The sequence below is a fragment of the Ruegeria lacuscaerulensis genome, from assembly GCF_013031245.1.
GTDB classification, from domain to species: Bacteria; Pseudomonadota; Alphaproteobacteria; order Rhodobacterales; family Rhodobacteraceae; genus Ruegeria; species Ruegeria lacuscaerulensis_C.
Window position 1 is genome coordinate 17,850 of the sequence record NZ_WPZL01000016.1, and the last position, 19,063, is coordinate 36,912.

General features: G+C 57.0%; 17 protein-coding genes. 14 read left to right on the plus strand and 3 right to left on the minus strand.

The window, feature by feature from the left end; all coding sequences use genetic code 11:
• Positions 1 to 19 precede the first annotated feature (19 nt).
• The 10 genes from GOX66_RS16645 (at position 20) to GOX66_RS16690 (ending at position 11,400) form a co-directional block, all read left to right on the plus strand.
• Entirely contained in the window at positions 20 to 1,348 is a 1,329-nt protein-coding gene (locus tag GOX66_RS16645) for an FMN-binding glutamate synthase family protein (protein WP_170763929.1), read from the plus strand.
• Between the two features lie 84 nt (positions 1,349 to 1,432).
• Complete coding sequence (gene glnT / locus GOX66_RS16650; protein WP_170763868.1) at positions 1,433 to 2,761, plus strand: type III glutamate--ammonia ligase; 1,329 nt, start codon at positions 1,433 to 1,435, stop codon at positions 2,759 to 2,761.
• A gap of 123 nt (positions 2,762 to 2,884) precedes the next feature.
• On the plus strand, positions 2,885 to 3,748 hold the full coding sequence (locus tag GOX66_RS16655; protein WP_336509495.1) for an NAD(P)H-dependent flavin oxidoreductase: 864 nt from the start codon (positions 2,885 to 2,887) through the stop codon (positions 3,746 to 3,748).
• Positions 3,749 to 4,070: 322 nt separating this feature from the next.
• Positions 4,071 to 5,180: an aromatic ring-hydroxylating oxygenase subunit alpha gene (locus GOX66_RS16660; protein ID WP_170763869.1), complete on the plus strand. Its 1,110-nt coding sequence runs from the start codon at positions 4,071 to 4,073 to the stop codon at positions 5,178 to 5,180.
• Between the two features lie 15 nt (positions 5,181 to 5,195).
• Positions 5,196 to 5,633 carry a lactoylglutathione lyase gene (gloA, locus tag GOX66_RS16665; protein ID WP_170763870.1) on the plus strand — a complete coding sequence of 146 codons (438 nt, stop codon included), beginning with the start codon at positions 5,196 to 5,198 and terminating at the stop codon, positions 5,631 to 5,633.
• A gap of 3 nt (positions 5,634 to 5,636) precedes the next feature.
• Positions 5,637 to 6,035 carry a cupin domain-containing protein gene (locus GOX66_RS16670; RefSeq protein WP_170763871.1) on the plus strand — a complete coding sequence of 133 codons (399 nt, stop codon included), beginning with the start codon at positions 5,637 to 5,639 and terminating at the stop codon, positions 6,033 to 6,035.
• Between the two features lie 150 nt (positions 6,036 to 6,185).
• Positions 6,186 to 7,625, plus strand: coding sequence for a type I glutamate--ammonia ligase (locus GOX66_RS16675; protein ID WP_170763872.1), 1,440 nt, complete (start codon positions 6,186 to 6,188; stop codon positions 7,623 to 7,625).
• A gap of 342 nt (positions 7,626 to 7,967) precedes the next feature.
• Complete coding sequence (locus tag GOX66_RS16680) at positions 7,968 to 9,620, plus strand: BCCT family transporter (RefSeq protein ID WP_170763873.1); 1,653 nt, start codon at positions 7,968 to 7,970, stop codon at positions 9,618 to 9,620.
• 111 nt (positions 9,621 to 9,731) lie between these two features.
• Positions 9,732 to 10,745, plus strand: coding sequence for an alpha/beta fold hydrolase (locus GOX66_RS16685; protein ID WP_170763874.1), 1,014 nt, complete (start codon positions 9,732 to 9,734; stop codon positions 10,743 to 10,745).
• 121 nt (positions 10,746 to 10,866) lie between these two features.
• The gene (locus tag GOX66_RS16690) at positions 10,867 to 11,400 is read left to right on the plus strand and encodes an Lrp/AsnC family transcriptional regulator (RefSeq protein ID WP_336509496.1); all 534 of its coding nucleotides are present in this window, start codon (positions 10,867 to 10,869) and stop codon (positions 11,398 to 11,400) included.
• Positions 11,401 to 11,419: 19 nt separating this feature from the next.
• Here GOX66_RS16690 and GOX66_RS16695 read toward each other — a convergent pair whose 3' ends face one another.
• The 3 genes from GOX66_RS16695 to GOX66_RS16705 all read right to left on the minus strand — a co-directional run bounded on the left by GOX66_RS16695 (position 11,420) and on the right by GOX66_RS16705 (position 14,258).
• Positions 11,420 to 12,223 carry an ABC transporter ATP-binding protein gene (locus GOX66_RS16695; RefSeq protein ID WP_170763875.1) on the minus strand — a complete coding sequence of 268 codons (804 nt, stop codon included), beginning with the start codon at positions 12,221 to 12,223 and terminating at the stop codon, positions 11,420 to 11,422.
• Positions 12,224 to 12,286: 63 nt separating this feature from the next.
• The gene (locus GOX66_RS16700; RefSeq protein WP_170763876.1) at positions 12,287 to 13,333 is read right to left on the minus strand and encodes an ABC transporter substrate-binding protein; all 1,047 of its coding nucleotides are present in this window, start codon (positions 13,331 to 13,333) and stop codon (positions 12,287 to 12,289) included.
• A gap of 70 nt (positions 13,334 to 13,403) precedes the next feature.
• The gene (locus GOX66_RS16705; RefSeq protein WP_237212645.1) at positions 13,404 to 14,258 is read right to left on the minus strand and encodes an ABC transporter permease; all 855 of its coding nucleotides are present in this window, start codon (positions 14,256 to 14,258) and stop codon (positions 13,404 to 13,406) included.
• Positions 14,259 to 14,889: 631 nt separating this feature from the next.
• On the opposite strand from GOX66_RS16705, the gene GOX66_RS16710 reads away from it, so the two are divergent.
• The 4 genes from GOX66_RS16710 to GOX66_RS16725 all read left to right on the plus strand — a co-directional run bounded on the left by GOX66_RS16710 (position 14,890) and on the right by GOX66_RS16725 (position 19,063).
• A complete protein-coding gene (locus GOX66_RS16710) occupies positions 14,890 to 15,504 on the plus strand; it encodes a helix-turn-helix domain-containing protein (protein WP_170763877.1) in 615 nt (204 codons plus the stop codon).
• Positions 15,505 to 15,633: 129 nt separating this feature from the next.
• Complete coding sequence (locus GOX66_RS16715; RefSeq protein ID WP_170763878.1) at positions 15,634 to 17,217, plus strand: ABC transporter substrate-binding protein; 1,584 nt, start codon at positions 15,634 to 15,636, stop codon at positions 17,215 to 17,217.
• Positions 17,218 to 17,273: 56 nt separating this feature from the next.
• Positions 17,274 to 18,215 carry an ABC transporter permease subunit gene (locus GOX66_RS16720; protein ID WP_170763879.1) on the plus strand — a complete coding sequence of 314 codons (942 nt, stop codon included), beginning with the start codon at positions 17,274 to 17,276 and terminating at the stop codon, positions 18,213 to 18,215.
• Entirely contained in the window at positions 18,212 to 19,063 is an 852-nt protein-coding gene (locus GOX66_RS16725) for an ABC transporter permease (protein ID WP_170763880.1), read from the plus strand. The genes GOX66_RS16720 and GOX66_RS16725 overlap by 4 nt, the downstream gene beginning before the upstream one ends.

Genomic DNA, 19,063 nt, shown 5'->3' on the forward strand with positions numbered 1-19,063 from the left:
GATCAAAGGCATGAAAGACATGGATACCAACATCCCTCGCACAGTGCCGATCCAGTCGGCCACGTTCACCAACGAAATCAACTCGGAAATCCGCCGCGCGGCGGCGACCGGCATCTATGACATTCGCGGCGGTGGTGCCAAGCGCAAGGTGCCCCATTTCGACGACCTTCTGTTTCTGGGCGCGTCGGTATCGCGTTATCCGCTGGAGGGCTATCGCGAGCGCTGCGACACCTCGGTGACGCTGGGCACCCGGTTTGCCAAGAAGCCCATCGAGTTGGATATCCCTATCACCATCGCGGGCATGAGCTTTGGCGCGTTGTCCGGGCCGGCGAAAGAGGCTTTGGGCCGTGGCGCGTCCATGGCGGGTACTTCGACCACGACCGGTGACGGTGGCATGACGCCGGAAGAACGCGGGCATTCGACCAAACTGGTTTATCAGTACCTGCCGTCGCGCTACGGCATGAACCCCAACGACCTGCGCAAAGCGGACGCTATTGAGGTTGTCGTGGGGCAGGGCGCCAAGCCTGGCGGCGGCGGTATGCTGCTAGGTCAGAAAATCTCTGATCGTGTGGCCGAGATGCGCACGCTGCCCAAAGGGATCGACCAACGCTCTGCCTGTCGGCATCCGGACTGGACCGGTCCGGACGATCTGGAAATCAAGATTCTTGAACTGCGGGAAATCACCGACTGGCAGGTGCCGATTTATGTCAAGGTTGGTGCGACCCGGCCTTATTACGACACCGCTTTGGCCGTAAAAGCCGGGGCTGACGTTGTTGTGATGGATGGGATGCAGGGCGGTACGGCGGCGACGCAGGACGTGTTCATCGAACATGTCGGCCTTCCGACCCTGTCCTGCATCCGTCCGGCCGTTCAGGCCCTGCAGGATCTTGGCGTGCATCGCGAGGTGCAATTGGTGATCTCGGGCGGTATTCGTACCGGTGCCGACGTGGCCAAGGCGATGGCGCTGGGGGCGGACGCGGTGGCTATCGGTTCGGCGGCCTTGATTGCTCTGGGCGACAATGACCCGAGATGGGAAGCCGAGTACCAGAAACTGGGCTCGACCACTGGCGCCTATGACGATTGGCATGAAGGGCAGTGCCCTGCTGGTATCACTACGCAGGACCCGGATCTGGCCGCTCGTCTTGACCCGGTCGAGGCCGGACGCCGCCTGCGCAATTATCTGAAGGTGATGACGCTTGAGGCGCAAACCATCGCGCGGGCCTGTGGGCACAACCACCTGCACAATCTGGAACCCGAGGACCTGTGCGCCCTGACGATGGAAGCCGCCGCAATGGCGCGCGTGCCGCTGGCGGGCACCGACTGGTATCCGGGCAAAGCCGGGTTCTGATCTGCAAAACGACACAAGGCGCGGCCCGCAAGGGCGGCGCCTTTCTTCTATGAAATGACATCAACAGGGAAAGGAAAGCCGACCATGACGACAGATCTGGCTGCTTTCGCCAAGGAAAATGGCGTCAAGTATTTCATGATATCGTTCACCGACCTGTTCGGTGGGCAGCGGGCCAAACTGGTTCCCGCGCAAGCGATCGCTGACATGCAAGAGGATGGTGCGGGTTTTGCAGGCTTCGCCACTTATCTCGACATGACACCGGCGCATCCCGACATGCTGGCGGTGCCGGATCCCTCCTCGGTAATCCAGTTGCCGTGGAAGCCCGAGGTCGCCTGGGTTGCAGGCAACTGCGTGATGGAAGGCGAGGACGTGGCCCAGGCACCACGCAATGTTCTGCGCCGTCTGATCGACGAGGCCGCCGCTGAAGGTTTGCACGTCAAAACCGGGATTGAGGCGGAGTTCTTTCTGCTGACCCCCGATGGTGAACAGGTCAGCGACCCCTTCGATACGGCCGAAAAGCCCTGTTACGACCAGCAGGCAGTGATGCGCCGCTATGACGTGGTGCGCGAGATCTGCGACTATATGCTGGAACTGGGTTGGGGTCCCTATCAGAACGACCACGAAGACGCCAACGGTCAATTCGAAATGAACTGGGAGTTTGACGACGCTCTGCGAACAGCCGACAAACACTCGTTCTTCAAGTTCATGACAAAGTCGGTGGCAGAAAAGCACGGGTTCCGCGCGACCTTTATGCCGAAGCCGGTTGAAGGGCTGACCGGTAATGGCTGTCACGCCCATATCTCGGTCTGGGATGCACCGGGTGCTGAGGCCAGAACCAATGTCTTTGCGGGCGAGGGCGAAGGCCCGACCGGCGAGGTTGGTCTGGGTGAGCAGGGCAAACACTTCCTCGGCGGCATCATGAAGCACGCCAGCGCGCTGGCGGCAATCACCAATCCTACGGTGAATTCCTACAAGCGGATCAACGCCCCGCGCACCATGTCCGGCGCGACTTGGGCACCGAACACCGTTACCTGGACCGGCAACAACCGCACGCATATGGTTCGCGTTCCGGGGCCGGGCCGGTTCGAGCTGCGTCTGCCGGATGGAGCGACAAACCCCTATCTGTTGCAGGCCGTTATCATCGCGGCTGGCCTGTCGGGCATCCGCTCCAAAGCCGATCCCGGTCGGCGCTACGACATCGACATGTATGCCGAAGGCCACACGGTAACCGACGCACCGAAACTTCCGCTGAACATGCTGGATGCTCTGCGTGATTACGACAAGGATGAGGAGTTGAAAGCGGCGATGGGTAAAGAGTTCTCGGCTGCTTACCTGAAGATGAAGCATCAGGAATGGGATTCCTTTGTCAGTCATTTCTCGCGTTGGGAAAAAGAGCACACGCTGGATATCTGACCCTGGATTCCGGGGCGCGGTTACCCCGCAAATTGTGCCGCAACCAGACCTTCAATGTCGCCGGAGTGTTCGTCGCACTCCGGCGTCCATGTTTAAATTTGCTGACTATTAAAGAGGTGGAGCGTGATCGATACCCGATTGACCCGTCTGTTCGGATTGACCTGCCCGGTTGTACTGGCGCCAATGCCGGGGGTGGCCGATGGCCGCCTGGCTGCGGCTGTGGCGCGGGCCGGAGGGCTTGGAATGATCGGTGGCGGAGGCCGTGACACGGATTGGATTGAAGCCCAGTTTCGTGCGACCGGGAATGAATCGGTAGGTTGTGGTTTTTCGACCTGGCAGTTGGCGCAATCGCCCGAACTGCTGGATCTTGTGTTGGCCCGGCGTCCGCGCGCGATCTTTCTGTCCCACGGCGATCCGCGCCCCTTTGCGGCCCGAGTAAAACAGGCGAAAGCTCGGATGATCTGCCAGGTGCAGGACTTGCGAGGCGCGGCTTTGGCAGTCGAGGCCGGCGCCGATATCGTTGTCGCGCAGGGCAGCGCTGCCACCGGCCCTTCCGGCACGCGTACAACCCTGGCTTTGCTGCCGGAAGTGGCGGATTTCCTGTATCGTGAAGCGCACGACACTCTGTTGCTGGCCGCCGGAGGGATTGCAGATTCTCGGGGCGTGGCCGCCTGCATCGTCGCGGGGGCGGATGGAGTGGTCATGGGCACGCGGCTTTGGGCCAGTCGCGAAGGGCAGGTGCAGGCAGATCAATACCAAATTGCGTTACAAGCCACCGGCGACGACACGTTTCAGACCCAGCAAACGGTTGCCGACTGGCCCGAGTCGGTGGCCATGCGCACCTTGCGTAACGCCCCCGAGGCGATACCCGCGGGCGAAGGTATTGGACTGATCCGGGATATGCCGCCAGTAGATGATATCTTGAATGCAATAACGTTAAAGGCCGGACGATTATTGGTCCATGCGCAGCGCAAGGTGATCCCATGACATGTGCCTGAATCGCGTATCTCTGAGCCCTCTTGGTTCAGAATTACGAAGTTTATACGGGCGTAGGCTGTTTGATTCGTAGGGATCCTCCGGAGAAACCGGGGGATGTGCCACTTTTGGTGTGCAAAATTGCGAAAACGTCATAATGGACGGGTGATATCGAAAGATATTTGCGCAAATCTTAAAGTATCTGTGATGTATTCGTAAATAATCGTAGACACGATGCGATTTTCGCAGTTCACTGCTGCCCAGGCACTACGGAGCCACGTTGGCAGCACAGCTGCGAAGTTGACCTCGAAACCCTATGTCAGGAACTTGAACGATGAAGCCAATCAATTCGTTGCTTGAGTCTTTCTACGAAGAAACCTCTCCACAACACGGTCTGCCTGCGGCAGCATACAAGGATACGGAATTCTGGCGTGCGGAATGCGCGTCGGTTTTTACGCGCAACTGGGTCTGCGTCGGATTCGTGCATGAACTGCAGGCCGCCGGAGACGCCGTGCCGGTCACTGTGGCCGAGCATCCCCTTCTGCTTGTTCGCAATACTGCGGGCGAGATCCGGGCCTTTCACAACATTTGCCGTCACCGCTGCCTGACGCTGGTCGACGAACCCAAGAACGTGGGCAAGCTGATCCGCTGCCCCTATCACGCTTGGGCCTACGACCTGGATGGCCAGCTGCGCGCCGCACCCCATTTCGGCGGTGCAAACGATCATCAGGCCAACGGATTCGACAAGAAAAAGAACAGTCTTGTTCCGGTCCGCAGTCATGTCTGGAATGACTGGATCTTCGTCAATCTTGACGGAAGCGCGCCGGATTTCGACGAATATTCCGCCACCATTCAAGCCCGTCTGGAAGGCATGGACTGGGATAAACTGGACTGTATTGGAACGCTCGATTTCGGCGAAGTTGCCTGCAACTGGAAGTTCATCATGGAGAACTTCATCGAGCCGTATCACGTGCAGTTCGTGCATTCCTCGACCACCGATCAGCCGCTGGAAGATCACTATACGATCATCGACGGCAATTGCATGGGCAGCGCTGTCGATCTGGAAGAAGAGATAGGGACAACCGGCAGTCTGGGCGTCAGCTCTCGCTATCTGACGCTGTATCCGAACTTCATTCTGGGGCGCTATTTCCCGGATCAGTTGGGGGTCTATCTGAATATTCCGACCGGCCCCGGCACCATGATGCAGAAACGCGCGCTTTACACCACTGAAGGGCAGACTCTGACGCAAGAGGAAATCGAAGGGCTGAAGAACCTGTGGTGGGACGTGCACAAGGAAGACCATGAAATGACGGAACGGCTGCAATTGGGCCGGACGTCATCCATCTCGGAGGAAGGCGGCGTGCTTTCCCCGGCGTGGGAAGACAGCGTCCGCGCGTTTCAGGAAATGGTGGCCCGGGATGTTGCCGCCACCGAAAAACACTGAACTGAGGAGAATGATGTGTCCGACAGCATGAGCAGCGGCTTCCGCCTTGCCCACACGATGATGCGGGTAATGGATATGGAGAAATCGCTGGAATTCTATTGTGGAATTCTGGGAATGCAGGTCCTGCGCCGTACCGATTATCCCGAAGGCAAGTTCACCAACACCTTCATCGGCTATGGCCCCGAGGCTGAATCTCCGACTCTGGAACTGACCGCCAACTGGGATCAGGAAGAGTCATATGAAAAGGGCAACGGCTGGGGTCATATCTGCATCGAAACCCCGGATGTTTACAAAGCCTGCGAGGAACTGGCGGCGGCAGGTGTGAACATCACCCGCCCGCCCGGACCGATGAAGAACGGCACCCGCGTCATCGCGTTCTGCGAAGACCCGGACGGCTACAAGGTCGAGCTGAACGAATCCATTCTGAAACATCTGGCCAAAGAAGGGTCCTGATCCATGGGCAACAAACCGCAACTTTTCAAGTTCGATCTGGTCGAGGATCGGTACAATTCGATGGGTGACAGCGACACCTATATCAAGCCGATGGTGACCAGCCAGATCAGCGAATCCATGTGTGGCGGCATCAATGTTCTCAACAATATCAAGGTGCCGTGGGATCTGACCTGTGATGAGATCATCTATTGCCTGGAAGGTACTTTCCGTTTGGTCTGCGATGGCGAAGAATATGTGTGTAACCGCGGCGACGTTTTGTTCGTACCCAAGGACAACCACATCTCATACGAGGCGGACGAAAGATGCGTGATCTTTTATGCCGCCTATCCCCATAACTGGAAGCAACTGGCCGGTATCACAAAGGTTCCGGGCATTGATCCCAACGATTTTGTGGCGGGCTGAACGCTCGACGCTGCATGAAGGCAGATGCCCCGACACTCTCCTAATTTTCGGGTCATCTGCTTTCTCCCCATGGCGAAAACACAGCCTAATTTCCAAGCCGCCGAATTCTGAATTCAGGAAATCTGCGGCCCCCCAACAGGAGGAAGCCAAGTGCCTAAAGATAACGCAAACAGCAAGATCTACTACGAAAGCTTTCAGGAAGCGGTTGAACGCAACCGTCCCAAAATTCCCGCCGTCAAAAAGCGGCTGGAAGAGGCAGGCGTCAAATATGTGATGGGCGCGTGGATCGACCTGCACGGTATCCCCAAGACCAAACCCGTCCCGATGAGTGATTTTGAACAGCTGTGTCTGGGCAAAGGCCCGCAATTCGCGGTGCACTCGATTTCCTTCGTCCCCGAGCTTAGCCCCGCTGACAGTGATCAGGTCGTGGTGCCAGATCTGGATGCGGTTTATATCTGTCCGTGGGACAACACGCTGGCGATTATCTTTTCGGATCTGTATTGGGAAGACGCGCCTTACAATGTCTGCCCGCGTCAGGCGCTGAAGCGCGCGATGCACGAAGCCGCCCAGGAAGGGTACACCGGATACGCCGGGGTCGAGCCGGAATTCATCGTCATGAAGTATGACGAGAACGGTCAGCCTGTAAAAGCCTTTGACGATGATCCGGCTGAGGGTCTGCGTCCGCGTCGTCAGGCCTTTGGTTATGACGTGGAATACTCCGTCGACTCGATGCCTTACCTCAAGGATATGATCGACATTATCGAGGATCTGGGCTGGAACCTGCACGACGTGGTCGCCGAGGGTGCCTATTCCCAGTTCGAGCTGGATTTCCACTATACCAACATGCTGGAGATGTCCGACCGGTTGGCGTTCCTGCGCATCGTGCTGAAAGAGGTTGCCAAAAAGCACGGTATGTTCGTGACCTTCATGCCGAAGCCCACTGTGGGTGACTGGCGTTCGGGTGCGCATATCAACATGTCGATGCAGCATGAAAGCCGCCCCGGCGAGAATATCTTTGAGACACCGGACGGCGAATGGTCCGATGAAAGCCGGTATGCGGTCGGTGGTCTGATGCAGCACGCCGAAGCGATCACTGCAATCACCTGCCCGACTGTGAACTCGTATAACGGTCTGGTTCCGCGTGTGGGTGGCTTCGAAGGTGGCACCGTCACCTGGGCGCCTACGAATATCACCTACGGGTTCAATAACCGGTCCGCTCAGTTCCGCCTGCCGCAGAGCCGTCACTGCATCGAAAACCGTGCCTGCGATATGACGATGAACGTATATCTGGCCATGGCGATGCACCTGACCTGTGCCGTTCAGGGGATCAAGAACAAGGTTGATCCTGGTAAACCCACCGATTTCGATCTGTATTCGAAGACCGAGGCTGAACTGGCCGAGCTGGGTATCCGCCGCCTGCCGCGCACATTGTGGAACGCAATCGAGGCGCTGCGCCATGACAAGATGGCCGAGCACGTGATGGGTCCGGTGATGCGCAAGTCCTTCCTCGAGTACAAAAACGACGAGTGGGAACGCTATCACCAGTCGGTCACGGACTGGGAAGTGCAGGAATACCTGCGTCTGTACTAAGACCGGTATCTGACATGCTTTCTGCAGTCGCAGAAATAACTGAATTCCATGGGGGGCCTCTGTCCCCCTTGGGTGCTTTGGAGGTGTCATTCCTGAACAGATTCAGATGTCGGCTCATTGACAAGAACCGCCATATGAATTTCGGTAAGATCTACTATCTGATCGCCGCCTTGACCCTCAAACACTGCCCGGCGCAGACTTCGTCGGACCCTTTGCATATAGCAAAGTAAGATCGCAAACGCGCAGCGATCGAAAATGCGGTCTCTAAAGATAAGAGCTGCAAACCATTTTCCGAACAGATCCAAAAAAAGACGGGAAAATCCCCAACAGGAAGGAAAGAAAATGTCAATAACCCCACCTATTACAGACTTATCCATCGCCACGGAAGATGATGGGTTTTACCGAGGCTTCAACAGGATGGTTGCCCTGGGATCAAAGATCCTGATCGGGCTTTTGATCCTTTGGGCCGCAATCTGGCCCGAACAGGCCGGCAACGTCCTGAAAAGCATTCGCACTGCCATCGATGCCAATACCGGCTCGTGGTACATGTATGTCATGGCGTTCTACATCGTCGTATGTGTGGCGCTGGCCGTCTGGCCCGCGACCGGCAAGATCAAGTTGGGGCCGCCGGATGAAAAGCCCGAGTTTTCGAATTTTTCATGGTTCTCGATGATGTTCGGGGCCGGGATCGGCATCGGGATGCTGACCTATGCTACGGCCGAGCCTCTATACCATTTTGGTACCAATCCGGATGTGATCATGGGCCTAGCCGAAGGCAGCACTGAGGAAGCGGTTCGCTCCGCCTATCGGTGGTCGTTCATGCACTGGGGATTCTCTGCCTGGGGCTGCTATGCCATCGTCGGGCTGACCCTTGCATTCTTCAGCTATTCCCGCGGACTGCCGCTGACCATTCGCTCGGGGCTGACCCCGATATTTGGTCAGTCTCTTTCGGGGCCTCTGGGTCACGTGATTGACATCGTGTCGGTCATTGCAACGATTTTGGGCGTATCGGTGACATTGGGCTATGGCGTGTCGCAATTTGCATCTGGTGTGTTCAATATCACCGGAGCGGATTGGATGATGAATGCCGAAGGCGCACCTACGAACGCAGCAATGATCTTCGCGCTTGGTATCGTCATGCTTGCTTCGACCCTCTCGGCGTTGTCCGGTGTCGGGAAAGGCATCAAGTGGCTGTCCAACCTGAATATGGGTCTGTCCTTTTTCCTGCTGGCGTTCTTCCTGATCTTCGGATCGACGATGTTCGCGCTTGGCAGCATGGCAATTGGCCTCTGGGACTATATCATCAGTTTCCCGGCGATGGCGGTCACGGTCTGGCAATCCGACGGAAATGAGGAAAGCGTCGCAAGTCAGCTGGCTGGCTGGCAGGGCGGCTGGACCATTTTCTACTGGGCCTGGTGGATTGCGTTTGCACCTTTCGTTGGTCTGTTCCTTGCGCGTATCTCGCGCGGGCGCACATTCCGCGAGTTTGTGCTGGGCGCCATGATTGTACCGTCGCTGATGTGCTTTATCTGGTTTACCGTTGTCGGCGGTACCGCGATTGACCTGACGCTGAATGGTGGTGCCGAAGACGCCATCACGGGTGTTGGCATCTCATCTCAGCTGTTCGCGATGATCAACTTCATGTTGTCGCCAACAATGGCGCTTCTGATGTCGATCGTGATTGTGGTCCTGCTGCTGACTTATCTGGTGACCTCGGCTGACTCGGCCGTTTTGATCATCAACACTATCGCCGCTGGCGGCGACGCGCGTCAAAAGCCCAAGATACACATCGTCGTCTGGGGCGCTGCGCTGACACTGGTGATCGGAACGCTTTTGTTGGCCGGTGGGCTTGGTGCGATCAATACGGCGATGATTATCGGCGCATTGCCGTTCTCGATTGTCATGGCTCTGATGGGTATTGCCCTGTTTAAGGCCGTTATCCGGGACGGAATGCGTGCCAGAGCGGAAGGGGATGTCCCCGGCGCGGCTGAATAAAACTAACTGCGATCCGGACCGGTTTCGGTTCGGGTCGCGTCATTAGACTAACGTGTAAACATCATGGGCCCATCGGTTCCGGAGATACCCATTAATACAGGTGATTGTATCATGCAGACCCACAAGATTTTCGAACTTGGTGACTTTCAGTTGTTGTCCGGAAAAGTTTTGAAGGACGCCAAGCTCGCTTATCAAACCTACGGAACCTTGTCGCCTACGCGGGACAACGTCGTCGTGTTGCCCACCTTCTACACGGGCACCAATACCCGCAGTGAAGGGTTCTTTGGCCCGGGTCGGGCGATCGATCCAGCGAGGCATTTCATTGTCAGTCCGAACCTGTTTGGCAATGGCCGGTCTTCTTCCCCATCAAATTCGCCTGCACCACAGGACGGCCCCCGTTTCCCACTGGTGCAGATGTGGGACAATATCGCGGCCCAACACCGTTTGATTCACGACCACCTGGGAATTGAGCAGATAGCGTTGGTGGCTGGCTGGTCCATGGCCGGATGCCAGTCTTATCAGTGGGCCGCGCAATACCCTGATATGGTCAAGGCGATCCTGCCGTTTTGCGCCTCGGCCAAAACCTCACCGCATAACTTCGTGTTCCTCGAAGGTGTTAAGGCCGCGCTCTGCGCCGATCAAAGCTGGAATGGCGGCGACTACGATGCGCCACCGGTTGCGGGGCTCAAGGCGTTCGGGCGGGTTTATGCGGGCTGGGCGTTTTCCCAGACCTTTTATCGCGAGGGCCTGTACAAGCAGATTGGTTTCGACAGCATCGAAGACCTTCTGGTCGATTGGGAGGTGGATCACGTCGAAGGCTGGGATGCCAACAACCTGTTGGCGAAGCTGGCCACCTGGCAAGCCGGCGATATCTCGGCGGGGCCGCTCTATGACGGCGATTTCCGGGCGGCCCTTGGTGCGATCAAAGCCCGCGCGATTCTGATGCCGTGCACGCAAGATTTGTATTTCCCGCCTGCGGATAACGCGATTGAGGCGCAGTATATGCCGAACGCCGATTTCCGCCCCTATGACTCGCCGTGGGGTCATTGCGCGGCCAACCCCGGTAGCGATCCGGGATTCACGGCGGCATTGGATGCAGGAATACGTGAACTTTTGGCGGATTGACTGGGGCGATATCCGCGGATTCTGTGAAATGGGTTTGAAGTTCCTTTCAGACCCCTCGTATGATCAAAGTTCGGAAGTAGTGTGAATGAACCCGACCACCGAAGCGACAAGGGGAAGAGTTGTGAATATACCGCGAAAGCCAGAGCCGGAAAAACCTTCCCGTAACCGAGGTACGCATTCCGTCGAAGAACGTCTGAACAGTGAGATCGTTCAGATGCTTGAAGTTGATGGACGCATGCCATTCTCCGAAATCGCGCAGAAACTGAGCGTCTCGGAAGGCACGGTGAGAAACCGTGTCAACGCCATGAAAGAGGCCGGTCTGTTGCGTATTGTCGCGATCGCGGACCCGTCAGCGTCGGAATACAAGGCGGATGCGATGATCTGCCTGAAGGTTGCGCCAGGTGTGACACCGAACGCCGTTGCAGAGCGATTGGGTAATGTGTCCTGCGTGGTGTACATTTTGTGGGTCACAGGACGGTTTGACCTTTTGGTCGAACTGGTCTGCGACGAACCTGACGACCTCGCAACCTTTTTGGAGGAGCATATTCACGGCGTCGAAGACATTGTAGATGCCGAGGTGATGCTGGGCCTGAGAAATTTCAAGAACCAGTTCCTACTTAAGCGCAATTGGGAGCAGCGCTCGCAAAAAGGGTAATCCTGCAGACCGCGCTGGCCTAGAGTTCGTCCGGATTGTGTGCGGCCTCTGCGCGCATCAGGGCTGTGATCTCGCGTTCGCATTCCAGGTAGCCGGGCAGGGCGATCAGATCCTCTTTGCTGTGCAGTTCGACACCCTTTTTGAAGTCCAGATCCAGGATGGTTTTCAACCGGCCCGGATTGGCGGACAAAAAGACGATCTTGTCGGCAAGAAAGATGGCCTCCTGAATGTCGTGAGTGACCAGCAGAATGGTCGTATGGGTCGTTTCGACGATCTCCAGCAGCATCTCCTGCATGTGCCAGCGCGTTTCAGCGTCCAATGCGCCGAACGGCTCATCCATCAAGAGGATTTCCGGCTCGTTCGCCAAGGTTCGGGCAATAGCTACGCGCTGTTTCATACCGCCTGACAGAGTTTTGGGATAGGCATCGCGAAAACGGGTCAGATGTACCAGATCCAGGAATTTTTCTGCACGCGCACGACGCTCTTCCTTAGGAACGCCGTTCAGTTTCATCCCGTATTCAACATTCTGAATGACGGTTAGCCACGGGAAGGAGGTATAGCTTTGAAAAACCATGCCCCGTTCGCGCGCCGGGCCCAAAACCTCGTGCCCGTCCAGCTGCACCATGCCGCTTGTGGGTTCCTCGAGCCCAGCTACGATATTGAGCAGTGTGGACTTGCCACATCCCGACGGCCCCAGCAGAATGCACAGTTCGTTCCGCTCGACCGAGAATGTTACATCGCGCAGGGCCTCAACCGCCCGGTGTTTGCCGCCGAATGTCTTGCAGACATTGTGAGCAGTGAGGATGGTGTCATCTAACGGCATGTCAGTTTCCAGTGGTAAAGGATCAAGCCGGGGCGGCCCCGCGACCGCCCCGGCATTGCTTGTTCAGCCGCGATAGCCAGCGTCGTAGAGTTCACGGTGCAAGTCGCACTCGATTCCGGCCTCGGGCGGGTTTACCTGCTCGATCAGGTTGAATTTGACCCACCATTCACTGACCAGATTCCAGTGGTCGGTCATCTGCCCGTTCGCCTGATCAAACGGGGGATTGCCCGGCGCCGCGCCGCAGAACTGTGCCGCTTCCACGAAGTCATAGACGTACAGCCCACCGTCCGTCCGGCTGCCGTCTTTGCCCAGAACCAGCTCAACATCCGCCACGCTCATTTTCATTCCGTCGGCGATGATCTGGTTACCTTCGGTCGGGTTCTCCTGCCACCATGAAATAGCGTCATAAAGCGCCTGCAGCGTCTTCTTGGCGGTGTCGCGGCGTTCCGTCACGAACTTGTCGCTCATATACAGCCCGTCGGCAATTACGCCCTGTTGCAGCCAGTAAGGTTCGCGCGATTGGGCAAGCACGCTTGACCCTTCCAGCGCTTTGAGCGTGTTGGCGCCATAGGGCTCCCAGAACTCTGACGCAGCAACCGAGCCGCCGATCATCGCGGCAAAGGCGTCATCTGCGATGATGTTGCGATAGGTGACAGAGTCATAGGCGACCCCGTTCTGTTCCAGCCACATGGCGACGTAGATCTGTGACAGCCCACCTTCCAGAACGGCGACTTCCTTGCCGACCAGATCCTGTGCGCTGCTGATGCCGGGGGCCGCCACGATCTTGTCGGTGCCATAGGACAGGTTGCCAAAGGCCACCAGCTTGATCGGTAGTCCGCTTGCGATGCCGACCGGCGTGAACTCGACCGTTGAACTGACCACATCCATCTGATCGGCAGCAACCAGATTGAAACTTTCATAAGGGTCTTCGATCGCCTGGTAGTCGATGTTCAGGTCCGGGGCCAAACCCTTTTCGATGGCAATGTACCAGAACCCGTATCCTGGCCAGGTGAAGCCAGATATTTTCACGTCTTCGGCTGCCTGCGAGAGTGTCGGCGTCAACGCCATGACCGCGCCCGCGGCTGCACAGCGTAGAGTTGCAAATTTCATGGTCTTCTCCTTCTCCTGTTGGATGGCGGACCCCTGCGTCTTCTGCGCCTTGGGTGCGGTGCGAAAGGTGTCAGGTTTTCTCCTCGAGATACGGGAAGGCGACCCGATAAAGCTGTCTGAGCAGGAAATCGAACATCAGGCCCAGAATGCCGATCACCAGAATTCCGGCCATGATCTGGTCGACATGCAGGAATCTTTTGGCCCGCATCATCATTGCGCCTATGCCGGCGTCTGCTGCGGTGATTTCGGCGATGACCAGATACGTCCAGCTGACCGCCAGCATCTGGCGCATCGCGATCATGATATTCGGCAGGGATGCAGGTACGACCACCGTGCGTAGAATTTGAACGCGCGACCCGCCCAAGGTCATGGCTGTGCGGATCAGGTCAGAGGGTACGGCTTTGACATGATCCATAATCAAAGTGATCAGGAACCAAAGAACGCCGATAAAAAGCAGTGACAGCTTTTGCATGTCCCCTGCACCGAACCACATGAGCAGTAGCGGAATGAAAGAGGGGGCAGGCAAATAACGCCAGGCGGATACAAAGGGGCTGAAAAAGGCTTCGACCACCCGGAACGTGCCCATGAGCAGACCCAGCGGTACAGCCACGGCACAGGCCAGAGCAAAGCTGAACACCACGCGCCAGACGCTTATCAAAACGTCATTGAAAAAACCGTCATTGACGAACAGCGTGTAAAGCGCGGAAAGCACCTTGCCCGGACCGGGCAGCAAAATTGGGTTGGTCCATTCGTTGAGAACTGCGATTTCCCAGATGCCAAAGAACAGAACCCAAACCGACAGGCCCAGGAAGATGGCCCAGGATCCGGGTATGTCCTTCTTGAACTCAAATATCCTCTGCCGGCGAGCACGTTGAGTTGGAGCCGGGTGCGATTGAGCAAGCGCTGGTCTGGTCTGGTCGTTCAAAGACCTCCTCCTGTGTCTCAAGATTGGCCTTTAGCTGGGCGCGTTGGTATACCCCACGATATGCTGAAACCACAATCTTGCAATCATTCTTTTGTGGTTTAGTCAAAAAAATGCGAAAAAAATTGCGGAGAAGCGTATATTTTTGGAAAGAAGAGGCTGAGACGGCAAAATGAAAGAGTTTCGGTTTCAGGCAGTGGACTTGAATAACCGGTTAGCGCCCGTGACGTAAAGAAGCCGACATTCTGAGGTCAACAAAGTGAAACTGCATCAATAGCTTGAGGCCAGTCTAGTAAGGTGGCAACTGGCGGATGCTATGAGTAAGCCCCGCACAACTACATCGGCCTTTGATCTGCGATTATCCGGCCATCGGCAGAAACGAACCGGGGAAGATTGCAGAAGTTGCTGAGGAGTTCAAAGTTGCGGGCTCGATACGGGAGCGGCCAAGTGCCCTCCGCGCCCCTTTGAACCCCGCGTGATTCGAATCTGCCGATCTTGGGTAGGGATACCGCAACCTCTTATGGCCGTGGGCATGTGACACTTATCGAATTTCAGCGTTACTAAAAATAATTTTGATCTTCCCGGTATTATTCTGTTCAATGGTTGGCATAGATAAATTCGCAGGAGACCCAGCATGCAAGCCCCGACCGAGCGTGCCAAAACCAAACAAAAAGGTAAGCCGACCGAACTTGGGCAGGCCATTCGGAGGCGGCGCAAGGCCATGGGGCTGACGCTGGATCAGGTTGCAAAGTCCGCCGATCTGACCACCGGCTTCCTGTCGCAGGTGGAGAGGGGGCTTAGCTCTCCGTCGCTGACGTCTTTGATGGCCATTGCGGCGGCGCTGCAAACCAGCATCGAACAGCTTCTGAGTGTGCCCGAGGTGTTTTCAGAATTTGTGCCAAAGGATAAGCGGCAAACATACTCTTTAGGCACGCGTGGGCGATTTTATGAGAAACTGGGGCCGGGTTTTGCGGGCGCTTTGTTTCACCCGCAGATCGTTCATCGTCCGCCCGGGCATGTGTCGGAAAAGATGTGCCACGACGGAGAGGCGTTCTGTTACCTGCTGTCCGGTCAGTTGGAATATCATCTGGGTGAGCAGGTTTTCATCCTGTCCGCCGGTGATGTGGTTCATCACGACACTTCGGTTCGTCATTTCTCGGTTGTTCTCGGGGAAAGCGAAGCGGTTGAGCTTTGGGTGACGACCTCTCCGATCAAGGAAACCGGGCGTTCAAGGCTCATGGCGGAGTAATGAAAATACGACTTCAATTTGGGCGGGGCTAAATTTTTTCCACCAAATACTAAAAAAAACTTTAGTAATGCTAAGAATCGCTTATTCTCTCCGGCGAGTAAGGCAAAGAATTTTGCGGGAGGAGAGAAAATGAACTTGAAAACGGTATTGGGAGTAACCGTTGCCGCCACGCTGGCGCTGCCGGTGATGGCGCAGGAGCGGGGCGGGACGCTGAATTTTGCCCGTTATGACGGATCCCGTCTGATTGATCCGATTTATGCTGATCGCAACCCCGACATCTGGATGGTGGGTAGCTTGTTTGACACGCTGCTGCGCGGCAGTTCAGACGGAAACTCGGTCGAGCCTGGGTTAGCCGAGAGCTATACTCTGTCCGACGATGGCAAAACGGTTACCCTGACCCTGCGGGAGGGTCTCCTGTTTGCCGACGGCTCGCCCATGTCCGGCGAGGATGTTGTGTTTTCCCTCGACCGTGCGCGAAATCCGGATCTCAGCCCCTGGGCCGGTCTGCTGGGCTCAATCGAATCGGTGTCGGCGGACGGGAACGTGGTTTCCATTGCGTTGACCGATCCCGACCCGACGATCCTGTCGATGCTGGCCACTTTCAACACTGCAATCGTTTCGAAAGCGACTTTCGATGCCGCGGCGGGGGACACGGATCAGGATAAATCCGCGGCCATTTTTGCAGCCACAGCTGCCGGGGTCGGGTCTGGTCCCTTCTACCTGTGCGGGTTCGAGCAGGGAGCCTCAATGGATTTCTGCGCCAACGAACATTACTGGCGAATGGGCGCGGATGGCAAAGCGCTGCCCTATCTGGACGGTGTGCACTTCGAGATCATCCCCGATGACGCAACCCGTATCCTGAGCCTGCAGGCGGGTGAAGTCGACGCCGCCGAATTCATCCCGTTTAGTCGCGTGGCCGAACTGGAGAGCGATCCCAACATCAACATGCAACTCTATCCGTCCACACGGATCATCTATTCGCCGATCAATACACGTGACAACCGGGCCGACGGGTCGGCTAACCCTCTGGCGGACGTGCGGGTGCGGCAGGCCCTCAATTACGGCACCAATAAAGAGGCGCTTATCGGGGTGGTTCTGCACGGGGCTGGCCAACCGATGAGTTCGCCGCTGATGGCCAAAGCCACGCAATACGCCGCGGATCTAAACCCGCTTTATGCCTATGACATGGACAAGGCCAAGGCGCTGATTGCTGACGCGGGTGTTCAGCCCGGAACCGAGGTGACGCTGACCACACTGGCGGGATCCGCCGATGACGCGACGATCTTTGCCGCGCTGCAACAGATGTGGGCGCCTCTGGGTATTGATCTGGTTGTCGAGCAGGTGGACGGTGCCACGCGCGGGGCCAAGAACCGCTCGGGCGAGTTCGACATTCATACTTATGGCTGGGTCAACGACGTCAACGACCCCAGCCAGGTTGTGGGCTGGCTCGGCTACACTCCGACCGCCAAGGCCGTAGGTACAGGATGGGAGAACGCCGAGTTCAACGCCCTGTTCGAAGAGGCCGCGAATGAGATGGACGCCGAAGCCCGCAAGGCCAAATTCGCAAAGATGCAGGAGCTTTACGCCGAAGCGGCCCCCTTGCTGTTCATGTATGAGACCCCCTTTGCTGTCGCGCTGGGAACGGCGGTTGAGGGCTATGTTCAGACACCACTTGGCAATAACATCTTCGATGAAGCCACGGTCAGCCGATAAGAGCTGAAGCCTTGCCTCGCCGCGTGGTGCGGCGGGGCCCTTTGCGGAGCGTCGATGTGTCCAGCCTGTCCTATATTCTGAAACGGCTCCTGATGCTGATCCCGACCTTTTTTCTGGTCATGATCATCATCTTCCTGCTGGTGCGGTTGTTACCTGGTGATCCGGCGATTGCAATGGCGGGTGATCGCGCCTCGGACGCCGACATTCAGGCGATCCGGGAAAGGCTGGGCCTGACCCAGCCGATGCTGGTGCAATTCTGGCTGTTCCTTAGCAACACGATGCAGGGCGATCTGGGCCGGTCGATCCTGATGCGGACGGACGTGATCGACGTGATTGCCGACCGTCTGCCGATTACCGTGTTTCTGACCGTCTATTCCGTTGTCCTGTCTCTGCTGATTGCCGGTCCTTTGGCCTTTGTGGCGGCGCTCAATCGTGGACGCTGGCCTGATGCTGTGATCCGCACGGTATTTCAAATCGGTCTGTCGATGCCGGTCTTTTACATCGGTCTGGTCTTGTTGACCTTTCTTGCGGCGCAACTGCGACTGTTCCCGGTGGGCGGATACGGAGATACGTTCGGCGAGCGGCTCTATCACCTGTTTCTACCGTCGGTCACGGTTGCGCTTTACACATCCGCAATCATCATGCGGAACCTGCGCAGCGCCATTATCGAGGTTCTGGACGCCGAATACGTGCAATTCGCCCGCGCCAAGGGCTTGCCGTCGCGTCTGATCCTTGGACGCCACGTGTTACGCAATGCACTGATTTCGACTGTCACGCTATTGGGGCTGTCGATAGGTAACCTGATGAGCGGCACTCTGGTCACTGAAACCGTGTTTGCCGTTCCTGGTATGGGCCGGCTGATGCTCGAAGCGATCTTTGCCCGTGACTACCCTCTCATTCAGGGGCTGACCCTGACTTTTGCGGTTCTGGTCTCGCTGGTCTTTCTGATGACGGATCTGTTCCAGAGCCGACTTGATCCGAGGATGCGCCTGCAATGAGTGATGCAACGTTCACAACTGCCCGCCCATCCCTTTTCCGGATTGCCATGCGCAAACCGGGATTTCTGGCCGGGCTGCTGATCATCGGCTTTTCCATCCTGCTGGCGATCTTTCCCGGCGCATTTGCCCCTTATGATCCGAACGCGATTGACTATCTGGCGGTGAGACAGCCCCCCTCGTGGGCGCATCCCTTCGGCACCGATTTGTTGGGACGGGACAGCCTGTCTCGTGTCATCTGGGCCTATCAGGTCAATATGCAGATGGCGGTGTTTGGTACGGTCTTTGCTCTGGTGACCGGCGTGATCATTGGGGCGCTGGTCGGGTATTACCGGGGCATTGCCGACATGATCTTTGGCCGGATTGTCGACGCGGTCATCACCTTTCCATTCCTCGTTCTGGTCATCGCCGTGGTTGCGGTGCTGGGTCCGGGTCTGATCAACATGTATATCGCCATCTCTGTTGTCTACTGGGTCTATTACGCGCGTCTGATGCGAGCCGAGGTGATTGCTCAGATGGGTAATGACTATGCCGCCGCGGGGATCGTCATGGGCTATTCCGACCGGCGCATCATCTTCCGCCACCTGCTGCCCAACGCTATCACACCCGTCATCGTCTACTGGATGACCGATATGGCACTGGTGATCCTGTTGGGGTCTTCGCTGGGGTATCTGGGTCTGGGTGCACAACCGCCGCAGGCGGAATGGGGTGTGCTGATTGCCGAAGGGCGCAATTTTATCTCAACCGCCTGGTGGCTGAGCCTTATGCCGGGTATCGCCATCGTTCTGACCGGGCTTGGATTTTCGCTTCTGGGCGACGGTTTGGCCGATCTGCTTAGACCGCGAGGGTAG

Coding starts and splice junctions, on each gene's coding strand:
- GOX66_RS16645 (WP_170763929.1), top strand. CDS start 20: ATGGATACCAACATCCCTCGCACAGTGCCGATCCAGTCGGCCACGTTC.
- glnT (WP_170763868.1), top strand. CDS start 1,433: ATGACGACAGATCTGGCTGCTTTCGCCAAGGAAAATGGCGTCAAGTAT.
- GOX66_RS16660 (WP_170763869.1), top strand. CDS start 4,071: ATGAAGCCAATCAATTCGTTGCTTGAGTCTTTCTACGAAGAAACCTCT.
- GOX66_RS16670 (WP_170763871.1), top strand. CDS start 5,637: ATGGGCAACAAACCGCAACTTTTCAAGTTCGATCTGGTCGAGGATCGG.
- GOX66_RS16680 (WP_170763873.1), top strand. CDS start 7,968: ATGTCAATAACCCCACCTATTACAGACTTATCCATCGCCACGGAAGAT.
- GOX66_RS16685 (WP_170763874.1), top strand. CDS start 9,732: ATGCAGACCCACAAGATTTTCGAACTTGGTGACTTTCAGTTGTTGTCC.
- GOX66_RS16695 (WP_170763875.1), bottom strand. CDS start 12,223: ATGCCGTTAGATGACACCATCCTCACTGCTCACAATGTCTGCAAGACA.
- GOX66_RS16700 (WP_170763876.1), bottom strand. CDS start 13,333: ATGAAATTTGCAACTCTACGCTGTGCAGCCGCGGGCGCGGTCATGGCG.
- GOX66_RS16710 (WP_170763877.1), top strand. CDS start 14,890: ATGCAAGCCCCGACCGAGCGTGCCAAAACCAAACAAAAAGGTAAGCCG.
- GOX66_RS16715 (WP_170763878.1), top strand. CDS start 15,634: ATGAACTTGAAAACGGTATTGGGAGTAACCGTTGCCGCCACGCTGGCG.
- GOX66_RS16725 (WP_170763880.1), top strand. CDS start 18,212: ATGAGTGATGCAACGTTCACAACTGCCCGCCCATCCCTTTTCCGGATT.